Source organism: Rathayibacter sp. VKM Ac-2929, from assembly GCF_022815495.1.
In the GTDB taxonomy this organism is placed as follows: Bacteria; Actinomycetota; Actinomycetes; order Actinomycetales; family Microbacteriaceae; genus Rathayibacter; species Rathayibacter festucae.
Genome location: NZ_JALGRV010000004.1, coordinates 344,775 through 366,612, shown reverse-complemented (window position 1 = coordinate 366,612; position 21,838 = coordinate 344,775). Strand labels below are relative to the sequence as shown.

Here is a 21,838-nt window from a genome sequence, read left to right as displayed (position 1 = left end):
CACCGTTCTGCAGAGCGTGGGTCTCGATGCGCCCCTGCGGGGCCACTCGACCAGCAGGGGCGCGTCAGGCGGCGACGACTCCGGCGGGCGACCAGCCGAGGGCCGGGGCGATCGAGTCGGCGACGGTCTGCAGGAGGCGCGCGTTGTACTCGACGCCGAGCTGGTTGGGGACGGTGAGCAGGAGGGTGTCCGCCTCCTGGACGGCGACGTCGGCGGCGAGCTCCTCGGCGAGGCGGTCGGGCTCGCCGGTGTAGCTGCGGCCGAAGCGGGCGCGGACGCCCTCGAGGGAGGCGACCTGATCGCGCTCGCCGCGGCCACCGAAATAGAGACGGTCGAGGTCGGTCGTGATCGGGAGGACGCTGCGCGACACGGAGACGCGCGGGGTCCGCTCCCAGCCGGCCTCCGCCCACGCCGAGCGGTACTCGCGGATCTGCCGCGCCTGCAGCTCGTCGAAGGGGATGCCCTCCTCCTCGAGCAGGAGCGTGGAGGACTGCAGGTTCATGCCCTGCTCGGCCGCCCAGCGCGCCGTCGCGAAGCTGCCCGCACCCCACCAGATGCGGTCCTCGAGGCCCGGCGAGCGCGGCTCGATCGCGAGCGGGCTCGACATCCCGGTGCGCGCGGGGTCGGTCTCGGCCACGGCGGCGCCCGATAGCGCCTCGCGGAAGAGCTGCACCTTGCGGCGGGCGAGGTCCGCGTCGGAGGTGCCCTCCGAGGGGACGTAGCCGAACGCCTCGGAGCCGCGGAGCGCCGTCTCCGGCGATCCCCGGCTCACGCCGAGCTCGAGCCTGCCGCCGGAGATGAGGTCGGTCGCGGCCGCCTCCTCCGCCATGTAGAGCGGGTTCTCGTAGCGCATGTCGATGACGCCGGTGCCGATCTCGATCCGGCGGGTGCGGGCGGCGATCGCGGCCAGGAGCGGGAACGGCGAAGCGAGCTGCGGCGCGAAGTGGTGGACGCGGACGTACGCGCCGTCGATGCCGATCTCCTCGGCCGCCTCCGCGAGCTCGATGGTCTGCAGGAGGACGTCGCGCGCGGTGTGCGTCAGCGACCCCTCGACGGACTGGTAGTGGCCGAAGGAGAGGAAGCCGATGCGCGAGACCATGCCTGCTCCAGCGTCGGACGCGTCCCGGCTATTCCCGGCGGCGAGCGCCGAGCGCCGACCGCTCCGCTCAACTCGCCTCGAAGTCGGCGGAGACCGAGGCCGAGACCTCGATGTCCTCGGGCTTCAGCGCGAGCTCCTCCTGGCCCTTGAAGGCCATCGCGCGGCTCATCACGGCCGAGCCGCCCTCGATCCGGGTGTGCGGGCGGAGCCCGGGCTCGAAGAGGGTGAGCACCCGGGGCTCGCCCAGGCCGAGGGCGGAGGCGTAGGCGGCGGCGCGCTCGCGGGCGTCGCGGACCGCGGCCACCCGCACCTCGCGCTCGGCGCTCGCGCGCCGGGCGGCGGTGACGTCCCAGTCGACCCCGGCGACGGTGATGCCGGGGGCCTCCGAGACGGAGGCGACCCAGCGCCCGAGGGCGTCGAAGTCGCGGTACTTCACCCGGACGCTCGCGGCGGCGACGTGGAACGGCTCGGTGACGTCGGAGTCCTTGAGGTACCGCTGGATGGTCGAGACCGAGACCTGGTCGGCCGACCACCAGGTCGCCGCGCCGGAGGCCTGCTCGGCGCGGGCCTCCTCGCGCACGCGAGCGTGGAGGGCGGTCACCTCGTTCAGCGCCTGAGAGCGCGAGCGCGACTCGCGGCGGATCTCGAGGCGGACGGTGCCGCGCTCGGCGGGGTGGAAGTGCTGGGCGATCCCGGCGACGGTGATGGTGACCATGGCCTCATCGTGCCCCATCGGGCTGCGGCGGGGGTGCGGACCCGGGGATCGGAGCTGCGGACCGGGAGGTCAGCGGTGCATGCCCAGAGCGCCGCGGAGGCGGTCGGCGAGCGAGAGCTCGATCGCGAGGTTGCTGAGGAGCTGGTCGCGGTGGGCGCCGCGCGCGGGCGGGACGACGGCTCCGGTGCGCGGGTCGGTGCCGCCGCGCAGGGCGCGCTCGCAGTCGGCGATCGTCTTCTCGATCAGCTCGAGGCGACGGGCCAGCCGGTCCGACTGGTAGTGCTCCCGCGAGATGGGGCCGTCGAAGGGGTGGCGGGTGGTGGGGGTCGTGAGGGTCGCGGTGGCGATTGCTGCTGCACTCATGCTGATCCGATCCGTCGGGGCGCGTAGTGGGCGCCGTTCGTGTGGGAGACAGATCAGCACGGGAGGCGACGCTCGCCACGATCGATGACGTGATGCGCACAGTGCTGGCACGAATCGTGCCGCTATCTGGCACGATTCGTTTTCCGTGGCGCGATTCGTCCATTCGGGCCACCGCGGCCCCTCGGGCGCCGTCAGTCGCGGAAGACGGCCAGCTGCTCGTTGCCGACGATCGCGAGGGTCCGGACGAGGCGGGTATACCGTTCGACGAGCTCCTCGACCGCGGCACCCTGGCCGACCAGCGCGGCGATGCTCTCGGCGGGGAAGAGCGAGACGATCTCCATCGCGACCGCCCTGCCGTGCTCGAAGGAGAGGGCGCGCGCGTACTCCAGAGCGCGGGTCAGCTGCGGGCGGTCACCCTCGGAGGTGATCGCGGCGGGATCGGCGTCGGCGGCGTGTGCGAGGACGGCGACGAACACCCGGGCGATCTCGTCCACCCGCAGAGCCCGGACCAGCGTGAGCAGGCGCGAGGACACCCGCGACACCCCGCGCGCCAGCAGCTCGCCGCTGAGGGCGCGGACCTCGATCACGTCGCCGCCGACGAAGTCGCCGGAGACCCGCTTGATGCCGGACGCGAACAGGCTCGAGCCGGAGGCGATGCTGCGCTCGGCCTCGAGGTTGATCTCGACCCGGCCGCGCGAGGTCGCGACGCCGGAGATCCAGCGCTGCTCCACCGCGGGGTGCGCGTGGACGGCGCGGACGAGGGTGCCGGGGCCGGGGCCGTCGATGGCGCCGAGGATGACCTCGGGCGTGCGAGCGCCGGCGATGCGCGTCGAGACGCCGTTGTGCGCGGCGAGCTCGGCCGCCTTGAGCTTCGAGCGGATGCCGCCGCGGCCCGTCCCGCCCTTCTGCACCCCGATGCCGCGCAGCTCGGTGATCCCCAGCTCCTCGAGGTGCACGCCCTCGGCGATGCTGCCGGCGAAGACGCCGGGGACGTCGGTGAGCAGCAGCAGCAGATCCGCGCCGAGGAGCATCGCCAGGCCGCCGGCGACGCCGTCGTTGTCGGAGCCGGCGGAGTCGATGGTGTCGTTGCCGTTGACGATCGGCACGACGCCCGCGTCGAGCGCGTGCCGGATCGCCTCCGCGACGTGCGCCATCTGCCGCGGCGATGCGAGGTCGGACTCGCCGATCAGGATCTGCGCGACGAGCGAGCCGGAGAGCTCGGCCACCGAGCGGTAGAAGCCCATCAGGACGGTCTGGCCGACGGCGGCGGCGAGGCGCGGGCTGATCGGCGCGTCCTGCGAGCGGGCGAAGAGCGCGCGGCCGGAGGAGACGGCGCCGGAGGAGACGAGGACGACGTCCCAGCCGAGCGCGCGCGCGCCGAACGCGCTCTCGAGGGCGCTGGCGAGGAGCACGGGGTCCGGTCCGGACTGCTTGGTCACCGAGCTCGAGCCCATCTTGACCACGAGGGTCCGCCGCCGTGCCGGGAGGGAGGAGGGGTTCTCGGGGGCGGCTTCGGGCAGGGCGTCGGACATGGCTCCCATGGTAGGGGCGCACTCACGACGGGCCCGCCGCATTTCCCTAGTGCTGGTCGGTTTTCGGCGTATCCTTCTCGCGGGGCCGACGAGGGCTCCCCTTCGGAAGGACGCCCCCATGACATCGACGTCATCCCCCGCCGGTGAGCCGCTCGACGAGCAGGTCGACCGCCGCTACCTCGACCCGCTGCGCCCCCTGGCCGAGCGGGTCGAGATCCTGCTCGGTCAGATGACCCTCGAGGAGAAGGCCGGGCTCTTCTTCCAGACCATGGTCGTGATGGGCGAGGGCGGAGCGCTCGCCGAGGACGGTGCGTTCGGCCTGCCCTCGACCGCGACGATGGTGCTCGAGAAGCGGATGTCGCACTTCAACCTGCTCGGCGGCGGCACCGCCACCGCGCGCGAGCTCGCCGAGTGGCACAACCGGGTCCAGGAGCTGGCGTCGTCGAGCCGACTCGGGATCCCCGTGACCCTCTCCACCGATCCGCGCCACTCCTTCACCGACAACCCCGGCACGGGGGCGCAGGCGGAGGCGTTCTCGCAGTGGCCGGAGCCGCTCGGCCTCGCCGCGATCGGCGACGAGGACCTGGTCGAGCGCTTCGGCGACATCGCCCGCCGGGAGTACCTCGCCGTGGGCCTGCGGGTCGCGCTGCACCCGCAGATCGACCTGGCGACCGAGTCGCGCTGGGCGCGGCAGGTCGGCACGTTCGGCGAGGACGCCGAGCTCACCGGGCGGCTCGGCGCCGCGTACATCCGCGGCTTCCAGGGCGAGGCGCTCGGGGCGCAGTCGGTCGCGACGATGACCAAGCACTTCCCCGGCGGCGGACCGCAGAAGGACGGCGAGGACCCGCACTTCCCGTACGGGCGGGAGCAGGTCTACCCGGGCGGCAACGCCGAGTACCACCTGCAGCCCTTCGTGAAGGCCTTCGAGGCGGGCACGAGCCAGATCATGCCGTACTACGGGATGCCGGTCGGGACCGAGCACGAGGAGGTCGGCTTCGGCTTCAACCGCTCGGTGATCACGGGGCTGCTGCGCGAGCGGTTCGGCTTCGACGGCATCGTCTGCACCGACTGGGGGCTGCTCTCGGACTCCGACATCATGGGCGACCACCACGTGGCGCGCGCCTGGGGCGTCGAGCACCTGTCGGTGCCGGAGCGGATGGCGAAGGCCCTCGAGGCCGGTGTCGACCAGTTCGGCGGCGAGTCGATCCCCGAGGCGCTGGTCGCCCTGGTCCGGGACGGGACGGTCGCCGAGGAACGGCTCGATGTGTCCGCGCGGCGGCTGCTGCGGGAGAAGTTCGTGCTCGGGCTGTTCGACTCGCGCGCGGTCGATCCGGCCGCCGCCGAGGCGGTCGTCGGCTCGGCGGAGTTCCGCGCGGCGGGCGAGGCCGCCCAGCGCGCGGCGATCACGGTCCTCGCGCAGGACGGCGTCCTGCCGGCGCGGCAGGGGCTGCGGCTCTACGTCGAGGGGATCGATCCGGCGGTCGCCGCGGGGTACGGCACCGTCGTCGGGTCTCCGGAGGAGGCGGAGCTCGCGGTGATCCGGTTGCAGGCGCCCTTCGAGCAGCGCGCGACGGCGTTCGAGAACCACTTCCACGCCGGCTCGCTCGACTTCCCGGACGAGGTCGTGGAGCACGTCCAGGCCGTGGCGGCACAGGTGCCGACGGTCGTCGACGTGTTCCTGGACCGGCCGGCGATCCTCACTCCGCTGGTCGACTCCGCGGCGGCGCTGCTCGGTGACTTCGGCGCGTCGGGGGCCGCGGTGCTCGACGTGGTGTTCGGAGTGTCGGAGGCCCGTGGAACACTGCCGATGGACCTTCCGCGCTCGATGGCCGCCGCGGCGGCCCGCAGGCCGGACGTGCCGTTCGACACCGAGGATCCGCTGTTCCGCTTCGGTCACGGACTGCGCGTGACGGGGTCCGCGGAGGGGTAGCGCGGCGGGCCCCGGGCTCCTCCACAGGGGGCGATCCGGGGCCTTCTCCACCTGCTCCGGCACCCGGCGCGGCGGATGTCGGTGGCGATTGACATACTCGAACACATGTTCGAACATGGGTTGATGAGCCCCCCTTCACAGCACCCCTCGCCGGGGGTCGCCGACACCGCGGAACCGCTGCTGCGGCAGCTCGCGTCGGTGAAGGAGCTGCAGTCGCGGATCCGCGACATGCAGGCGACGACGCTCGAGTCGAAGAGCCTCGCGACTCTGCCGGCCTTCGCCTCGGTGCTGCCGGGCGGCTCGCTCAAGCAGGGCGCCGCCTACTCGGTCGAGGGCTCGATGAGCCTGGCCATGGGGCTGCTGGCCGGGCCGTCGTCCGAGGGCGCCTGGTGCGGCGTCGTCGGCGTCCCCGAGTTCGGCGCGGAGGCGGCGGCCGGCCTGGGGATCGACCTCGAGCGGCTCGTGCTCGTGCCCTCCCCCGCCGAGCACTGGCTCACCGTCACCGCGGCCCTGGTCGACGTCCTCACCGTCGTGCTGACCCGGCCTCCCGCCTCCGTCTCCTCGGCCGACGTCTCCCGGCTGGGCGCACGGCTGCGTCAGCGCGGGGCGGCGCTCGTCGTCCTCGGCGAGTGGCCCCAGGCCGAGGCGCGGCTCAGCATCCGCAGCAGCCGCTGGGAGGGGCTCGGCGCCGGCCACGGCTACCTGCGCACCCGCGAGGCGCTCGTCGACGTCGTCGGCCGCGCCGGGACGCGGGTGCGCACCGTGCGGATGAGCATGCCCGGCACCGGGCGCCCCTTCGGCGTGCTGGGCGGGCCCTCGCGTCTGCAGGAGCGCACCCTGCACGAGCGGGCGGTGTGAGATGACCCGTTCCGCAAGCGCTCTCGAGCTGCGCCGCACGATCCTGGTCTGGTGCCCCGACTGGCCCCTGCTCGCCGCCGCAGCGGACGCCGGGCTCGATGCGGAGACCCCGCTCGCGCTCACCGAGAAGAGCCTCGTCTTCGCCTGCTCCCCCGGGGCGCGGGCCGAGGGTGTGCGCCGCGGCATGCGGATCCGCGAGGCCCAGTCGCGCTGCACCGGGCTGGCCGTGCTCCCCTACGACCCCGTGCTCGACCACCGCGCCTTCGAGCCGCTCGTCCAGGCGCTGGAGGAGATCACCCCGGGCGTGCAGCTGATCCGGCCCGGGCTCTGCGCGATCCGCGCCCGCGGGCCGCGCCGCTACTACGGCACCGAGCAGTCGGCGGCCGAGGCCGTGCTCCAGCGGCTCGCCGAGCTGGGCGTGCCGCTCGCGCGCGCCGGAATAGCCGACGGCCTCTTCGCCTCCGAGCTCGCGGCCAAGCACTCCGGCACCGCGGTGGCGATCGTGCCGGCCGGCGAGAGCGCGGCGTTCCTCGCGCCACTGCCGCTCGACGCCCTCGAGACCGAGGCCGTCGGCGCCCGCACCCGCACGACCGGCAAGGGCGAGGACCTCATCGCCCTGCTGCGCCGGCTGGGTGTCCGGACCCTCGGCGCCTTCGCGCAGCTGCCGCGCGACGACGTCTCCGCGCGCTTCGGCCCCGAGGGGGCGCGCGCGCACGTGCTGGCCTCGGGCGCCGAGACCGAGACGGTCGTCCCGCGGCTCCCGCCCGAGCGGCTCGACCGCGTGCTCGAGTTCGAGCCGCCGCTGGACCGGATCGACCAGGCGGCCTTCGCCTTCCGCGTCCCGGCGGAGGAGTTCGTCGCCGGGCTCACCCGGGCGCAGCTGGTGGCGACCGCGATCAGGATCGAGGTCGTCAGCGACCGCGGCGAGGTGTCCTCCCGCAGCTGGCTGCACCCGCGCTGGTTCACCCCGGGCGACGTCGTCGACCGCGTCCGCTGGCAGCTCCAGGGCAACGGCGCGATCGACACGGGGCTCGGCTCCCCGATCGCCCGGCTGTCGGTCGAGCCCGAGGCGGTCGACGCGATCGGGAACCACGAGCAGGGACTCTGGGGCACGGCTCCGGAGGAGCGGGTGCACCACGGTCTCAGCCGCGTGCAGAGCATGCTCGGCCACGAGGCCGTCGTCACGGCGTCGGTGGGCGGGGGCCGGTCGCTCGGCGACCGCCAGCACCTGATCCCCTGGGGGGACAGGGAGCCGGGCGACGCCCGGCCGCGCGGGCTGCCGTGGCCGGGGGCGCTGCCGCCGCCCCTGCCGCCCACGGTCTTCGCGGAGCCGACGGCCGTCCTGGTGCGCGGTCCCCGCGGGGAGACGGTCTCGGTCGACGACCGCGGCTCCCTCACCTCCGTCCCCGCCTACTTCGCGCCCGGCTCCTCACAGGCCCGCCTGCAGCCGGTGACGGGGTGGGCCGGTCCTTGGCCGATCGACGAGCGCTGGTGGGACGCGCGAACAGCAGTCCGCTACGACCGCTTCCAGGTCGTCGACTCCGACGGCGTCGCCTGGCTGCTGCTCTGCCTCGACGGCGAGTGGGCGGCCGAGGCCCGCTACGACTGACTCCCCCGGCTGCTGACGGCCGCGATCCGATCCTCCCGAGCACGACGACCGAAGGAGCCCCCGATGGGCTGGAACAACCCCCCGATCCCCTGGTCGGAGTTCGAGCGCCGCCTCTCCAGCACGACCAGGAGCGACGGCACGACCGTCCGCGGCGACGGCGGCGACAGCCCCGCCTGGTCGCACAAGCGCCCCGCCTATACGCCCGGCGCCGACGTCCGGCCGCCGGACGAGAAGGTGCCCTATGCCGAGCTGCACGCGCACTCGCACTTCAGCTTCCTCGACGGCGCCAGCAAGCCGGAGGAGCTGATCGAGGAGGCCGTCCGGCTCGGCATCGACACCCTCGCCCTCACCGACCACGACGGGCTCTACGGGATCGTCCGGATGGCGGAGGCCGCGCAGGACCACGGGGTCCGCACCGCCTTCGGCGCCGAGCTCTCGCTGGGGCTCCGCGCCCCGCAGAACGGCGTCGCCGATCCCGAGGGCACGCACCTGCTCGTCCTCGCCCGCCGCGAGGAGGGCTACCACCGGCTCGCCCGCGCGATCACCACCGCCCAGCTCGCCGGCGCCGAGAAGGGCAAGCCGAGCTACGACCTCGACGAGCTCGCCCGGGCCGCCGACGGCCACTGGATCGTGCTGACCGGCTGCCGGAAGGGCGCCGTCCGTCAGGCACTGGTCGCGAGCGGCGAGGCGGCGGCCGAGGAGGAGGTGCGCGAGCTCGTAGCCCTCTTCGGCGCCCGCAACGTCCTCGTCGAGCTCTTCGACCACGGCGACCCGCTCGCCTCCCTGCACAACGACCAGCTCGCCGGCATCGCCGAGCGGCTGCAGCTGCGGCTCGTCGCCACCGGCAACGTGCACTACGCCCGGCCCGAGGACCGCCCCCTGCAGACGGCGCTGGCCGCGGTCCGCGCCCGGAGGAGCCTCGACGAGATGGACGGCTGGCTGCCCGCCTCCGGCGGTGCGCACCTGCGCTCGGGTGCCGAGATGGCCGAGCGCTTCTCCCGCTACCCCGGTTCCGTCGAGAACACCGTGCTGATCGCCGACGAGATCGCCTTCGAGCTCGGGCGGGTCCGCCCCCGGCTGCCCCGTCAGGACGTGCCAGAGGGGCACACCCCGATGAGCTGGCTGCGCCACCTGGTGCAGCTCGCGGTGCCGTCGAAGTACCCGGGCGCCGACTCCGACGTGCACGAGCGCCTCGAGAAGGAGCTCGCCGTGATCGAGGCCAAGGACTTCCCCGGCTACTTCCTCATCGTCCACGACATCGTGCACTTCGCCAAGGGCAGGGGGATCCTCTGCCAGGGCCGCGGCTCGGCCGCCAACTCGGCGGTCTGCTACGTCCTGGGGATCACCGCGGTGGACTCGATCTTCTACGGGCTGCCCTTCGAGCGCTTCCTCTCCAGCATCCGCGACGAGGAGCCCGACATCGACGTCGACTTCGACTCCGAGCGGCGCGAGGAGGTCATCCAGCACGTCTACGAGAAGTACGGGCGGCTGAACGCGGCGCAGGTGGCCAACGTCATCACCTACCGCCCCAAGTTCGCCGTCCGGGACATGGCGAAGGCGCTGGGCTACAGCGCCGGGCAGCAGGACGGCTGGTCGAAGCAGATCGAGCACTGGGGCTCGATCACCGAGAGCCCCGAGCACGACATCCCGGACGACGTCGTCGCGCTGACAAAGAAGGTGCTCGGCACGCCCCGGCACCTGGGCATCCACTCCGGCGGCATGGTGCTCACCGACCGGCCGGTCGGCGAGGTCTGCCCGATCGAGCCCGCCCGGATGGAGAAGCGCACCGTCCTGCAGTGGGACAAGGACGACTGCGCCTGGATGGGCCTGGTCAAGTTCGACCTGCTCGGGCTGGGGATGCTCGCCGCCCTGCAGTACACCTTCGACCTCGTGGCCGAGCACGTCGGCGAGAAGTGGGACCTCTCGACGATCCCGCGCGAGGAGAAGGGCGTCTACGACCAGCTCTGCCGGGCCGACTCCATCGGGGTGTTCCAGGTCGAGAGCCGCGCGCAGATGGGCACCCTCCCCCGGCTCCAGCCGCGGCGCTTCTACGACCTCGTGATCGAGGTGGCGCTGATCCGCCCCGGTCCGATCCAGGGCGGCGCGGTGCACCCCTACATCCGGCGGAAGCTCGGCGAGGAGCCGATCACCTACCAGCACCCCCTGCTGGTCACGCCGCTCAAGCGCACCCTCGGCGTTCCGCTGTTCCAGGAGCAGCTGATGCAGGTCGCGGTGGCGGTCGGCGACTGCAACGCGGAGGACGCGGATCTGCTGCGCCGCGCGATGGGCTCCAAGCGCGGCACCGAGAAGATCGAGTCGCTCCGGGAGCGGCTCTACGAGGGCATGGCTCGCAACGGGATCACCGACGAGGTCGCCGACGACATCTACCGACGGATCCAGGCCTTCGCCAACTTCGGCTTCGCCGAGAGCCACGCGATCAGCTTCGCGCTGCTGGTCTACGCCAGTGCCTGGCTGCGCCTGCACTACCCCGCCGCCTTCACCGCGGCCCTGCTCCGGGCTCAGCCGATGGGCTTCTACGCCCCGCACACCCTGGTCGCCGACGCCCGCCGGCACGGTGTCCGCGTCGAGTCCCCCGACGTCAACCGCTCCCTGTCGCACCCCGGGCTCGAGGCGCTCGACGGGCCGCCGGCCCCGCGGCGGGGCGGGGCGCCGCACGGGCAGGACTCCTGCCTCTCCGCCGAGCAGGCGCCGACGGGCCTCTTCGACCGGTCGCAGCACTTCGACACCGACGACCACCGCCGCGACGCCGGCTTCGTCATCCGCCTGGGCCTCGCCGGGGTGAAGGGCATCGGCACCGCGCTGGCCGAGCACATCGTCGCCGAGCGGGAGCGCGGCGGGCCCTACGCGAGCATGGCCGACCTCTCGCGCCGGGTCGGGCTGAACGCGACCCAGCTCGAGGCGCTCGGCGCCGCGGGATCCTTCGACTCGCTCGGGCTCCAGCGCCGCCAGGCGCTCTGGGAGGCGGGCTCCGCCGCCGCCGACCGCCAGGAGTTCCTGCCCGACTCGATCGTCGCCGTCCAGCCGCCGCTGCTGCCGATGCTCTCGGCGCAGGAGCGGGTCGTCTTCGACTTCTGGGCCACCGGCATCTCGCCCGACGACCATCCGCTCCGGCATTTGAGGGAGAGCCTCACCCGCCGGGGAGCGCGGTCCACGGCCGACCTGCCCGGCACGCCCTCGGGCACCCGGATCGAGGTCGGCGGTGTCGTGATCCACCGTCAACGTCCCTCCACAGCCGCCGGAGTGACCTTCATGAACCTCGAGGACGAGCACGGGATCCTCAACGTCATCTGCTCCGTCGGAGTATGGAACCGCTACCGGCGCACCGCGCGCGAGGCTCCCGCACTCCTCATCCGCGGGATCCTCGAGCGCTCCGACGAGGGGGTGACCAACCTCCTCGCCGACCGCTTCGAGGCGCTGTCGGTCACCGCCCGGACCACCGCCCGCAACTTCCGATGACCGCCCGTCGGACCACGACCGCCCCAGCACCGCGAGCGCTTCCGCGCCCGCATCACCCGCGAGAAAGCGACACCATGACGAACACGGACCACGCCCTCCACCCCTCGGCGCTCGATGTGCCGCTGCGCGACGACCGGGACCTGCGCGAGCGCGTCTCGTCCCTCATCGGGCCCGCCTACCGGCGTGCACTCTGGCCGATCCTGCTCGACCGGGCCGGCTACCAGCTGCCCATCCTCTACCCCGTGGACGGACTCCCCGTACACCCCGACGAGGAGAAGACCGAGCGCATCGTCGCGACCCTCGCGAAAGCGGTCGCGCATCACGACGTGGGCTCGCTCGCCTTCGCGCTCGAGCGCCCGGGCCGGGCGTTCCTCGGCGAGACCGACCGGGTGCTCGCCCGCCAGCTGAGCGCCGCCTGCCACCGGCGGGCCATGCCGCTGCGTGCCCTGCTGCTCGTGCACGACGACGGCGTGCGGATCATCGCCGACGCCGAGCACTCCGTGCCGGCCCGCTGACAGGTCTCCGGCGGGCGGAGGCGTTCACGGGCTCGGGCGCGATGGGTGAGAGGAACGACACGCGCGCCGGCCCGAGTCGGCTCGGACCGGCGCGGCGGACCCCTACTCGGCGTCGCTGAGCGTGATCAGCAGCGAGGACGCGGCGAGGTCGACCTCGGTGTCGCCGGGCTGGACCGCGTACTCGCCCACGGCGAGGAGCGACTCCGCCACCTCGGGCAGCGGGACCCGCGCCGACGACTCGCCGACGTTGATCGCGATCGTCACCCGGCCGCGGCCGAGGGTGAGCCAGCGCTCGTCCTCGTCGAGCTCGACGCGCACCGAGCCGAAGCGCGGGTCGGTCAGCTCGGGGAAGCGGCGGCGCAGCGCCGCCAGCTCGCGGTAGACGGCGAGGATGCGCGCACCGCGCCCCTCCTCCGCCTCGGACCAGTCGAGCTTGGAGCGCTCGAAGGTCTCGGGGTCCTGCGGGTCGGGCACGACCTCCGGGTCCCAGCCCATCTTCGCGAACTCCTCGATGCGGCCCTTCGCCGTCGCCTCGCCCAGATCCTTCTCCGGGTGCGAGGTGAAGAACTGCCACGGGGTGGACGCCGCCCACTCCTCGCCCATGAAGAGCATCGGGGTGAACGGGCCGAGCAGCGTCAGCGCGGCGGCGATCGCCAGCCGGCCCTCGTCGAGGGTCGCGGTCAGCCGGTCGCCGATCGCCCGGTTGCCGATCTGATCGTGGTTCTGGCTGCAGACCACGAGGCGCCAGGTCGGCATCCGCTCGGTGTCGATCGGGCGGCCGTGATGCCGGCCGCGGAACGTGGAGAGGGTGCCGTCGTGGAAGAAGCCGCGGGTGAGGACCTTGCCGAGCGCGCCGAGCGGCGCGAAGTCCTCGTAGTAGCCGGTCGTCTCGCCGGTGAGGGCGACGTGCACGGCGTGGTGGAAGTCGTCGCTCCACTGCGCGTCGAGCCCGTAGCCGCCCGCCTCGCGCGGGGTGATCAGCTTCGGGTCGTTGAGGTCCGACTCCGCGATCAGGGTCAGCGGGCGCCCGACGTCGGCCGAGAGCACCGCGACCTCGGCGGCCATCTCCTCCAGCACGTGCACGGCGCGCTCGTCCGAGAGGGCGTGCACCGCGTCGAGGCGCAGGGCGTCGACGTGGTAGTCGCGCAGCCACATCAGCGCGTTGTCGAGGATGTAGCCGCGGACGACGTCCGAGCCCTCCCCGTCGAGGTTGATCGAGCTGCCCCAGGTGTTGGCCTTCTCGTTCTTCAGGTACGGGCCGAACTCGGGCAGGTAGTTGCCGCTCGGGCCGAGGTGGTTGTAGACCACGTCCTGCACGATGCCCAGTCCCGCGCGGTGCGCCGCGTCGACGAAGCGCTGGTAGGCCTCCGGTCCGCCGTACGCCTCCGAGACGGCGTACCAGAGGACGCCGTCGTAGCCCCAGTTGTGCGTGCCGTTCACCGCGTTGACCGGGAGGATCTCGATGAAGTCGACGCCGATCGAGCGCAGGTGCTCCAGCCGGCCGGCGGCCGAGTCGAGCGTGCCCTCGGGGGTGAAGGTGCCGATGTGCAGCTCGTAGATCACGGCCCCCGCCAGCTGGCGGCCCGTCCAGGCCTGGTCGGCCCACTCGAACGCGCTCGGGTCGTAGCTGCGGGAGAGCTCGTGGACTCCCCCGGGCTGGCGGCGCGAGCGCGGGTCCGGGAACGGCCCCTTGCCGTCCACCAGGTAGCCGTAGTCGATCTCGCCGGTCGCAGCGACCGACCCGGAGACCCGCCACCAGCCCTCGTCGCCGAAGCGGGCCATCGCGACCGTCCCGCCCGCACCCAGGGCGAGCTCGACGGAGGACGCGTCGGGCGCCCACACGTCGAAGCGCTCGGGTCCGGAGGCGGGCAGGGCGTAGCGGTAGGGCGTCGTGCTGATCACGGGGTTCTCCAGGGTCGTTCGAACGGGGTCGGCAGGAAGGGACTCGCCGGGTCAGGCGACCGGCGCGAGCAGGGCGACCGGGTAGCCGCCGCCGAGGATCTCCGACACGGCGGTCGGCCCGCCGGCGAAGGTGCGCCCGGTGAGGACGTCCACGACCGGGTGCCCGGGCAGGACGATCAGGGTCTCGCCCCAGCCGCCCTCGGCCGCGAGCCGCGCGGGCAAGCGGGTGGCGACCGTCAGCGCACCGCCGCGGTCGAAGGCGATCGCGTGCTCGGCGGCCGGCCCGATGGCGGGGACGGCGGCGTAGCGCGTGAACAGCTCCGGCCGGTCGCGGCGCAGGCGCAGGGCCCGCGAGGTGACGAGCAGCTTGGCCGCGCCCTCCGCGTCGATCTCCGGCAGCCAGCCGCCGTCGATCCGCTCGAGCAGCGCCCGGCGCTCGGCGAAGTCGACCGGGCGGCGGTTGTCGGGGTCGACGAGCGACGTCTCCCACAGCTCGCTGCCCTGGTAGACATCCGGGATGCCCGGCGCCGTCAGCTGGACGAGCTTGGCCGAGAGGCTGTTCGACCAGCCGTCGGCCGAGACGCGCGCCACGGTGTCCTCGATCAGGCGGCGCACGGCCGCGTCGTCGAAGGCGGCGTCGACCGCCGCGTGCATCCGCTTCTCGAACGCCTCGTCCGGAGCGGTCCACATCGTCGAGCTGCCGGCCTCGCGCGACGCCTTCTCGGCGTAGGCGTGCAGGCGCTCGCGGGACGCGGGCCAGGTGCCGACGATCGCCTCCCAGAGAAGGTGCTCGACCGGTCCGTCGCCGAAGCCGGCGTGCTCGTGCAGCGAGCGGAGCGTCTCGGCCCAGGCCTCGGCGTCCTCCGCGAGGGCGGTGATGCGGGCGCGGGTGTCCTCGCCGCGCTTGGTGTCGTGCGTCGACAGCGTGGTGAGCGAGGCCGGGAAGGACGCCTGGCGGACGCCCTGGCGGCGGTGGAACTCCTCCAGGTCGATCGCGAACTCGTCCGGGTCGGCGCCGACCTCGTTGAGCGAGGTGAGGCGGCTGTAGCGGTAGAACGCCGTGTCCTCGACGCCCTTCGCCATCACCATGCCGGAGGTCTGCTGGAAGCGGACCGACACGGGGGTGCCGGTCTCCTCGAGCAGCGCGGCGACCTCGTCGATCGTCGCGGCGATCTCGGGGCGGCGGTGCCGCGCGTCGAGCCGCGCGTGCTCGAGGTGCTCGGCGCCGTAGGGCAGGTAGCTGCGGTAGACCGGGAAGGTCGCGAGCAGCTCGGCGATCGCGTCGTCCGCGCCGTCGACCTGCGGGATCAGGCGGGCCAGGCGGAGCACCTCGGAGCGGAGGATGCCGTCGGCGATGCCGCGCTTGGTGTCGTGGATCAGGTCGGCCCAGTCCACCGGCTCGCCGCCGTCGCCCAGCTCCGCGTCCAGGCCCTCGAGCACCGGACGGGCGTCGGGGTCGACGAGGATGCGGTCGATGTCGGCGAGCGCGTCGTAGCCGGTGGTGCCCACGGTCGCCCAGTGCGCGGGCAGCTGCTCGTCGCCCTCGAGGATCTTCTCGACCCAGACGGGCGCGCCGTCGATGGCGCGGGCGAGGTCGTCCAGGTAGCCGCCCGGGTCGGCCAGGCCGTCCGGGTGATCCACGCGCAGGCCGTCGGCGAGGCCCTCGGTGAACCAGCGGACGATCTCGCGGTGCGAGGCCTCGAAGACCTCGGGCCGCTCGACCGTGATCGCGGCGAGGGTGTTCACCGCGAAGAAGCGGCGGTAGTTCAGCTCGGCGTCGGCACGGCGCCAGTTGACCAGCTCGTAGCTCTGGCGGGCGTGCACGGTGCGGCCGGAGTCGCCGGGCTCGGCGGTGCCGGGCGCGATCGGCAGACGGTTCTCGTAGTAGTGCAGCTCGTCGCCGACGACCTCGAGCGCATCGAGCTCGCTGTCACTGTCGCCCTCCGAGGCCCCGTCGCCGAGGATCGGCACGCGCAGCTTGCCGGCGCCCGCCGCCCAGTCGATGTCGAAGGCCTCGGCGTAGCGGGAGTCGCGGCCGTGCTTCAGCAGGTCCCACCACCAGGCGTTCTCCACCGGCGTCGCGACGCCCATGTGGTTCGGCACGATGTCGATGAGGACGCCGAGGCCCTCCTTCCTCGCCGCCGCGGAGGCGTGGGCGAGGCCCTCGCCGCCGCCGCGGGCCGGGTCGACCTGCGAGTGGTCGACGACGTCGTAGCCGTGGTCCGAGCCGGGCTCGGCGGTCAGCAGCGGCGAGAAGTACAGCCAGTCGGCGCCGAGGGAGCGCACGTAATCGGCCACCGTCGCGGCCTCGTCGAGATCGAAGCCGGAGCGGATCTGGAGTCGGTAGGTGGAGGCGGGCAGTCGCAACGTCAGGCTCCTGTCGAGGGTGCGGTCGCGGAGTCGGTCGACTCCTCGTGAGGGCTGGTGTGGCCCGTGGTGGTGATGGTCGGGATGGCCGAGGTGGCGGCGAGCGAGGCCAGCGAGGCCGCGACCGAGTGGTCGACCTCGGGCTCGGGGGCGCTGTGCTCCTGGAGGATCACGAGCGACTTCGCCTGCACGGTGAGGAGCGCGCCGGCGGGACGCGGGACCGAGTCGGCCTCGGCACCGGCGGTGTCGACCAGGACGGCCCACTCCACTGCGTACTCGTCGCTCGGGATGGTGAACTCCACGTCCACGTCGTCGGCGTTGAAGTAGAGCAGGAAGCTGTCGTCGACGACCGGCTGGCCGCGCTCATCGCGCTCGCGGATGCCGTTGCCGTTGAGGTAGATGCCGACCGAGCGGTCCAGGCCCGAGTCCCAGTCCGACGGCGTCATCTCGGTGCCGTCCGCCTTGAACCAGACGATGTCCGGCAGCGGCTCGCCGGTGCCGCGGAGGACCGGGCGCCCGTCGAAGAAGCGGCCGCGGCGGAACGTCGGGTGCTCGGCGCGGAGCCGGATCAGCGCCGCGGTGAACTCCACCAGCGGCCGGTCCGCCTTCTCCCAGTCGATCCAGGTCAGCTCGCTGTCCTGGGCGTAGGTGTTGTTGTTGCCGTTCTGGGTGCGGCCGAGCTCGTCGCCGTGCAGGATCATCGGCACGCCCTGCGAGATCAGCATCGTCGCGAGGAAGTTGCGCTGCTGGCGGGCGCGCAGGCCGAGGACCTTCGGGTCGTCGGTGGGGCCCTCGGCGCCGTGGTTCCAGGAGCGGTTGTGCGACTCGCCGTCGTTGCCGTCCTCGCCGTTGGCGTCGTTGTGCTTCTCGTTGTAGGAGACGAGGTCGCGCAGGGTGAAGCCGTCGTGCGCGGTGACGAAGTTGATCGAGGCGACCGGGTAGCGGCCGGAGCGCGCGTAGAGGTCGGCCGAGCCGGTGAGCCGCGAGGCGAACTCGCCCAGGGTCGAGGGCTCGCCGCGCCAGAAGTCGCGGACGGTGTCGCGGTACTTCCCGTTCCACTCCGTCCACTGCGGCGGGAAGTTGCCGACCTGGTAGCCGCCGGGGCCGACGTCCCACGGCTCGGCGATCAGCTTGACCTGCGAGACCACCGGGTCCTGCTGGACGAGCTCGAAGAAGGTGGAGAGCCGGTCGACGTCGTAGAACTCGCGGGCCAGCGCCGAGGCGAGGTCGAAGCGGAAGCCGTCGACGCGCATCTCGGTCACCCAGTAGCGCAGCGAGTCCATGATCAGCTGCAGCGAGTGCGGGTGGCGCACGTTGAGGGTGTTCCCGGTGCCGGTGTAGTCCATGTAGTAGCGCTTGTCGTCGTCGACCAGGCGGTAGTACGCCTCGTTGTCGATGCCGCGGAACGACAGCGTCGGGCCGAGGTGGTTGCCCTCCGCGGTGTGGTTGTAGACCACGTCGAGGATGACCTCGATGCCGGCCGCGTGCAGGGCCTTCACCATGCTCTTGAACTCCTGGACCTGCTGGCCCAGGTCGCCGGTGGCGGTGTAGGTGTTCTGCGGCGCGAAGAAGCCGATCGTGTTGTAGCCCCAGTAGTTCGAGAGGCCCTTCTCGATCAGCGTCGAGTCGTTGACGAACTGGTGCACCGGCATCAGCTCGAGGGCGGTGATGCCGAGGTGCTTGAGGTGCGCGATCACGGCGGGGTGGGCGACGCCGGCGTAGGTGCCGCGCAGCTCCTCCGGCACGTCGGGGTGGCTCTTGGTGAGCCCCTTCACGTGCGCCTCGTAGATCACGGTGCTGTCGTACGAGGTGCGCGGACGGCGGTCGCCGGCCCAGTCGAAGAACGGGTTGATGACGACGCCCATCATCATGTGCGGCGCCGAGTCCTCGTCGTTGGTCGAGTCCGGGTCGCCGAAGGTGTACGAGAAGAGCGACTGGTCCCAGTCGATCTCGCCCGAGACGGCCTTCGCGTACGGGTCCAGCAGCAGCTTGTTCGGGTTGCAGCGGTGTCCGCCGGCCGGGTCGTACGCGCCGTGGACGCGGTAGCCGTAGCGCTGGCCGGGCTGGACCTGCGGGAGGTAGCAGTGCCAGACGTAGGCGTCCGACTCGAGCACCTCGACGCGCGTCTCGGTGCCGTCCTCCTCGAAGAGGCACAGCTCGACGCGCTCGGCGGCCTCGCTGAAGAGAGCGAAGTTCGTGCCGCTTCCATCGAAGGTGGCGCCCAAGGGGTAGGCGGTTCCGGGCCAGGTCTCCACGAGACTCCTCTGAGTTCTGGTCTCGGGCGATCCGGGGGAGGCCGACGGGCGGTCTGCGGATGCCCGACGTCGGGGGTGATGGTCCGTCACCTTCGCGACGGACCGACTGCCCAGCTTAGCGAGAGGCTCCTCCCGCGCTTCCGGGGAGGCCACGCTCAGACAGTACGGACCCCGCCGATCCGCGGCGAGGGCTGGACCGGTCGCCGCGCATCCAGTAGAGATCCGCCGTTCTCGGGGCTCAGTGCGAGCCGATCCGCTTCCGCAGCAGGTCGATCCGCGCCTGCAGCTGGGTCACGCTCGCCTGCGCGACCGCGGGCCCGCCGCAGAGCCGGCGCAGCTCGGTGTGCACCTGGCCGTGGGTCTCCCCCGTGTTGCGCGCCCAGAGCCCGACCAGCGAGTTCAGCAGGCTGCGCTGCTCCTTGAGCGTGCGGTAGAGCGGCGCGGGGATCTCGCTCTCCTTCGCCTCCACCGGAGCCTGCGCCCCGTGAGCGCCGGCGCGCCCGCCCGCGCGCTTCGCCTGCCGCTGCTGGCGGTGCTGCAGCAGCTCGCGCACCTGCTCCGGCTCGAGCAGACCGGGAAGGCCGATGAAGTCGAGCTCCTCCTCGCTCTCGACCTCCACCTCCATGCCGAACTCCGCGCCCTCGTACATCACGCGGTCGAAGGTGGCGGCCGAGCCGAGCGACTCGAAGCGGCCCTCCTCGAGCAGGTCGGAGGAGGCCTTGGCCTCGCGCTCCGCGTCGGCCATCAGGTCGGCCTCGGGGTACTCCTCGTCGTCCGAGACGCGGCGGTCGAGGGCGTGGTCGCGCTGCTGCTCCATCGAGCCCGCGAGCGCGAGCAGCCCCGGCACGTTGGGCAGGAAGATCGAGGCGGTCTCGCCGCGGCGCCGGGCACGGACGAAGCGCCCGATCGCCTGCGCGAAGAACAGCGGGGTCGAGGCGGAGGTGGCGTAGACGCCGACGGCCAGGCGCGGCACGTCCACGCCCTCCGACACCATCCGCACGGCGACCATCCACCGGCTGTCGCCCTTGGAGAACTCCTCGATCCGGTCGCTCGCCTCCTTCTCGTCGGAGAGGACGACGGTGACGGGCTGGCCGCTGATCTCGCGGAGCATCGCCGCGTAGGCGCGCGCCGCGTAGTGGTCGGTCGCGATGACGAGGCCGCCGGCGTCGGGGATCCCGCGGCGCACCTCGGTCAGCCGGGTGTTCGCCGCGCGCAGGACCGAGGGGATCCACTCCCCCTTGGGGTCGAGCGCCGTCCGCCAGGCCTGCGAGGTGATGTCCTTGGTGTTGCCCTCGCCGAGCCGCGCCTCCATCTCGTCGCCGGCCTTCGACTTCCAGCGCATCTGGCCGGCGTAGACCATGAAGAGCACCGGCCGGACGACGCCGTCGGCGAGCGCGCGGCCGTAGCCGTAGGCGTAGTCGGTCAGCGAGGTGCGGATGCCCTCCTGGTCGGGCAGGTAGCTGACGAACGGGATGGGCGCGGTGTCGGAGCGGAACGGGGTCCCGGTGAGCGAGAGCCGGCGGGCGGCCGGCTCGAAGGCCTCGCGGATCGCGTCGCCCCAGCTCAGCGCGTCGCCGCCGTGGTGCACCTCGTCGAGGATGACCAGCGAGCGGCCGGAGAGGGTCAGCTCGCGGTGCAGCTCGGGCCGCACGGCGACCTGCGCATAGGTGATGGCGACGCCGTGGTAGTGCTTGGCGTGCCGGCCCATCCGGTTGGTGAAGGTGGGGTCGAGCCGGATGCCGACGCGGTGCGCCGCCTCGGCCCACTGGCGCTTGAGGTGCTCTGTCGGGGCGACGACGGTGATGCGGTCGACGGTGCGGTTGTGCAGCAGCTCGGCGGCCAGGCGGAGGGCGAACGTCGTCTTGCCGGCGCCGGGCGTCGCGGCCGCGAGGAAGTCCCGCGGCTCGTGCTGGAAGTAGGCCTCGAGGGCCTCCGCCTGCCAGGCCCGCAGCTTGTTCGCGGTGCCCCACGGCGCCCTGCCGGGGAACGACGGGGACAGGTGCTCCGCGGCGGAGGTGCCGACCTGATGACCGAAGTTCGAGGGACTGTTCACGTGGACCGAGGCTAGCCGACACCTCCGACGCCGGGCGCCGGTCCGCGCACCCGCGGGGCAGGGCCCGGCGTGTCGGGATCGTCCGGGCGACGGACCCCCTCCGCCCGCTCGGAGCGCAGAATGGAGGGATGGTCGAGCAGCGTCATCCGTGGTCCCGCTACGTCGCCCTGGGCGACTCCTTCACCGAGGGGATCGGCGATCCCGAGCCCTCCAGCCCCGGCGGTCACCGCGGCTGGGCCGACCGCGTCGCGGAGGTGCTCGGCAGTCAGAACGACGACTTCGCCTACGCGAACCTGGCCGTGCGCGGGCGGCTGCTGCAGCAGATCGTCGACGAGCAGATCGAGCCCGCTCTCGCGCTGCGCCCGGACCTGATCACCATCTCCGCGGGCGGCAACGACGTCATCCGTCCCGGCACCGACCCGGACGACATCGCCCGCCGCTTCGAGGAGGGACTGGCGCGGCTGCGCTCCGACGGCGCGACGGTGGTGCTCTTCACCGGCGTCGACGTCAGCTTCTCCCCCGTCTTCGCGCGGATCCGCGGCAAGGTGGCCATCTTCAACGAGAACCTCCGCGCGCTCGCCGAGCGCTACGACTGCATCGTCGCCGACCAGTGGTCGCTGCAGGAGATCCAGGACGTGCGGATGTGGGCGCCGGACCGCCTGCACCTCAACCCGCACGGCCACCACGAGGTGGCGCGGATGGTGCTGAAGGCCCTCAACGTCGAGAACACCCTCCGCCCGTTCGCTCCGGAGCCGGCGCCGACGCCGACCTGGCGGGCCGCCCGCCGCGAGGACGCGAAGTGGGCCCGCGAGTACCTCGTCCCGTGGGTGCTGCGCCGGGTGCGCCACCAGTCCTCCGGCGACTTCATCACCGCCAAGCGGCCGGACGCCGGCCCCTACCTGCAGCGCCCGCCCGAGTCGATCCCCGGCACCCCCGTCCCCGGCAACGCGACCCCCGAGGAGGTCGCCGCCGACATCGCGACGGCCGGCGTCCGCATCGTCGTCGACGACACCGACTCGTAGGCGGCCCCTGCTGGTCGCGGAGCCGCGCAACGGCGCCGTTGCATGCTGGTCGCGGAGCCGCGCAGCGGCGCCGTTGCATGCTGGTCGAGTAGCCGCGCAGCGGCGTATCGAGACCCACCCTGCTGAGCAACGTGGATCTCG

14 protein-coding genes are annotated in these 21,838 nt (G+C 73.0%); 6 read left to right on the top strand and 8 right to left on the bottom strand.

The window, feature by feature from the left end; translation table 11 throughout:
• Positions 1–64 precede the first annotated feature (64 nt).
• The 4 genes from MT355_RS14240 to proB all read right to left on the bottom strand — a co-directional run bounded on the left by MT355_RS14240 (position 65) and on the right by proB (position 3,709).
• On the bottom strand, positions 65–1,099 hold the full coding sequence (locus tag MT355_RS14240; RefSeq protein ID WP_123735758.1) for an LLM class flavin-dependent oxidoreductase: 1,035 nt from the start codon (positions 1,097–1,099) through the stop codon (positions 65–67).
• Positions 1,100–1,166: 67 nt separating this feature from the next.
• The gene (locus MT355_RS14235; protein ID WP_243600007.1) at positions 1,167–1,814 is read right to left on the bottom strand and encodes an SIMPL domain-containing protein; all 648 of its coding nucleotides are present in this window, start codon (positions 1,812–1,814) and stop codon (positions 1,167–1,169) included.
• A 69-nt stretch (positions 1,815–1,883) separates the two neighbouring features.
• Positions 1,884–2,177, bottom strand: a complete 294-nt coding sequence (locus MT355_RS14230) for a hypothetical protein (protein ID WP_243600006.1) — start codon at positions 2,175–2,177, stop codon at positions 1,884–1,886.
• Between the two features lie 191 nt (positions 2,178–2,368).
• On the bottom strand, positions 2,369–3,709 hold the full coding sequence (proB, locus tag MT355_RS14225) for a glutamate 5-kinase (protein WP_243600005.1): 1,341 nt from the start codon (positions 3,707–3,709) through the stop codon (positions 2,369–2,371).
• A gap of 118 nt (positions 3,710–3,827) precedes the next feature.
• Between proB and MT355_RS14220 the strand changes: the two genes are divergently transcribed.
• From MT355_RS14220 to MT355_RS14200, 5 genes are all read left to right on the top strand, one after another.
• Positions 3,828–5,639, top strand: coding sequence for a glycoside hydrolase family 3 protein (locus MT355_RS14220; RefSeq protein ID WP_243600004.1), 1,812 nt, complete (start codon positions 3,828–3,830; stop codon positions 5,637–5,639).
• A 123-nt stretch (positions 5,640–5,762) separates the two neighbouring features.
• Complete coding sequence (locus MT355_RS14215; protein ID WP_123446314.1) at positions 5,763–6,497, top strand: hypothetical protein; 735 nt, start codon at positions 5,763–5,765, stop codon at positions 6,495–6,497.
• A gap of 1 nt (position 6,498) precedes the next feature.
• Positions 6,499–8,106, top strand: coding sequence for a DNA polymerase Y family protein (locus MT355_RS14210; RefSeq protein WP_243600003.1), 1,608 nt, complete (start codon positions 6,499–6,501; stop codon positions 8,104–8,106).
• 63 nt (positions 8,107–8,169) lie between these two features.
• On the top strand, positions 8,170–11,583 hold the full coding sequence (locus MT355_RS14205) for an error-prone DNA polymerase (RefSeq protein ID WP_243600002.1): 3,414 nt from the start codon (positions 8,170–8,172) through the stop codon (positions 11,581–11,583).
• A 74-nt stretch (positions 11,584–11,657) separates the two neighbouring features.
• Positions 11,658–12,098: a hypothetical protein gene (locus MT355_RS14200; protein WP_123704248.1), complete on the top strand. Its 441-nt coding sequence runs from the start codon at positions 11,658–11,660 to the stop codon at positions 12,096–12,098.
• A gap of 102 nt (positions 12,099–12,200) precedes the next feature.
• Here MT355_RS14200 and treZ read toward each other — a convergent pair whose 3' ends face one another.
• The 4 genes from treZ to MT355_RS14180 all read right to left on the bottom strand — a co-directional run bounded on the left by treZ (position 12,201) and on the right by MT355_RS14180 (position 20,675).
• Positions 12,201–14,000: a malto-oligosyltrehalose trehalohydrolase gene (treZ, locus tag MT355_RS14195; RefSeq protein ID WP_243600001.1), complete on the bottom strand. Its 1,800-nt coding sequence runs from the start codon at positions 13,998–14,000 to the stop codon at positions 12,201–12,203.
• 51 nt (positions 14,001–14,051) lie between these two features.
• Positions 14,052–16,367: a malto-oligosyltrehalose synthase gene (treY, locus tag MT355_RS14190; protein ID WP_243600000.1), complete on the bottom strand. Its 2,316-nt coding sequence runs from the start codon at positions 16,365–16,367 to the stop codon at positions 14,052–14,054.
• Between the two features lie 2 nt (positions 16,368–16,369).
• A complete protein-coding gene (gene glgX, locus MT355_RS14185; RefSeq protein WP_243599999.1) occupies positions 16,370–18,622 on the bottom strand; it encodes a glycogen debranching protein GlgX in 2,253 nt (750 codons plus the stop codon).
• Positions 18,623–18,860: 238 nt separating this feature from the next.
• Positions 18,861–20,675: a DEAD/DEAH box helicase gene (locus tag MT355_RS14180; protein WP_243599998.1), complete on the bottom strand. Its 1,815-nt coding sequence runs from the start codon at positions 20,673–20,675 to the stop codon at positions 18,861–18,863.
• Positions 20,676–20,803: 128 nt separating this feature from the next.
• On the opposite strand from MT355_RS14180, the gene MT355_RS14175 reads away from it, so the two are divergent.
• Positions 20,804–21,697 carry an SGNH/GDSL hydrolase family protein gene (locus tag MT355_RS14175; RefSeq protein WP_123735767.1) on the top strand — a complete coding sequence of 298 codons (894 nt, stop codon included), beginning with the start codon at positions 20,804–20,806 and terminating at the stop codon, positions 21,695–21,697.
• Positions 21,698–21,838 lie beyond the last annotated feature (141 nt).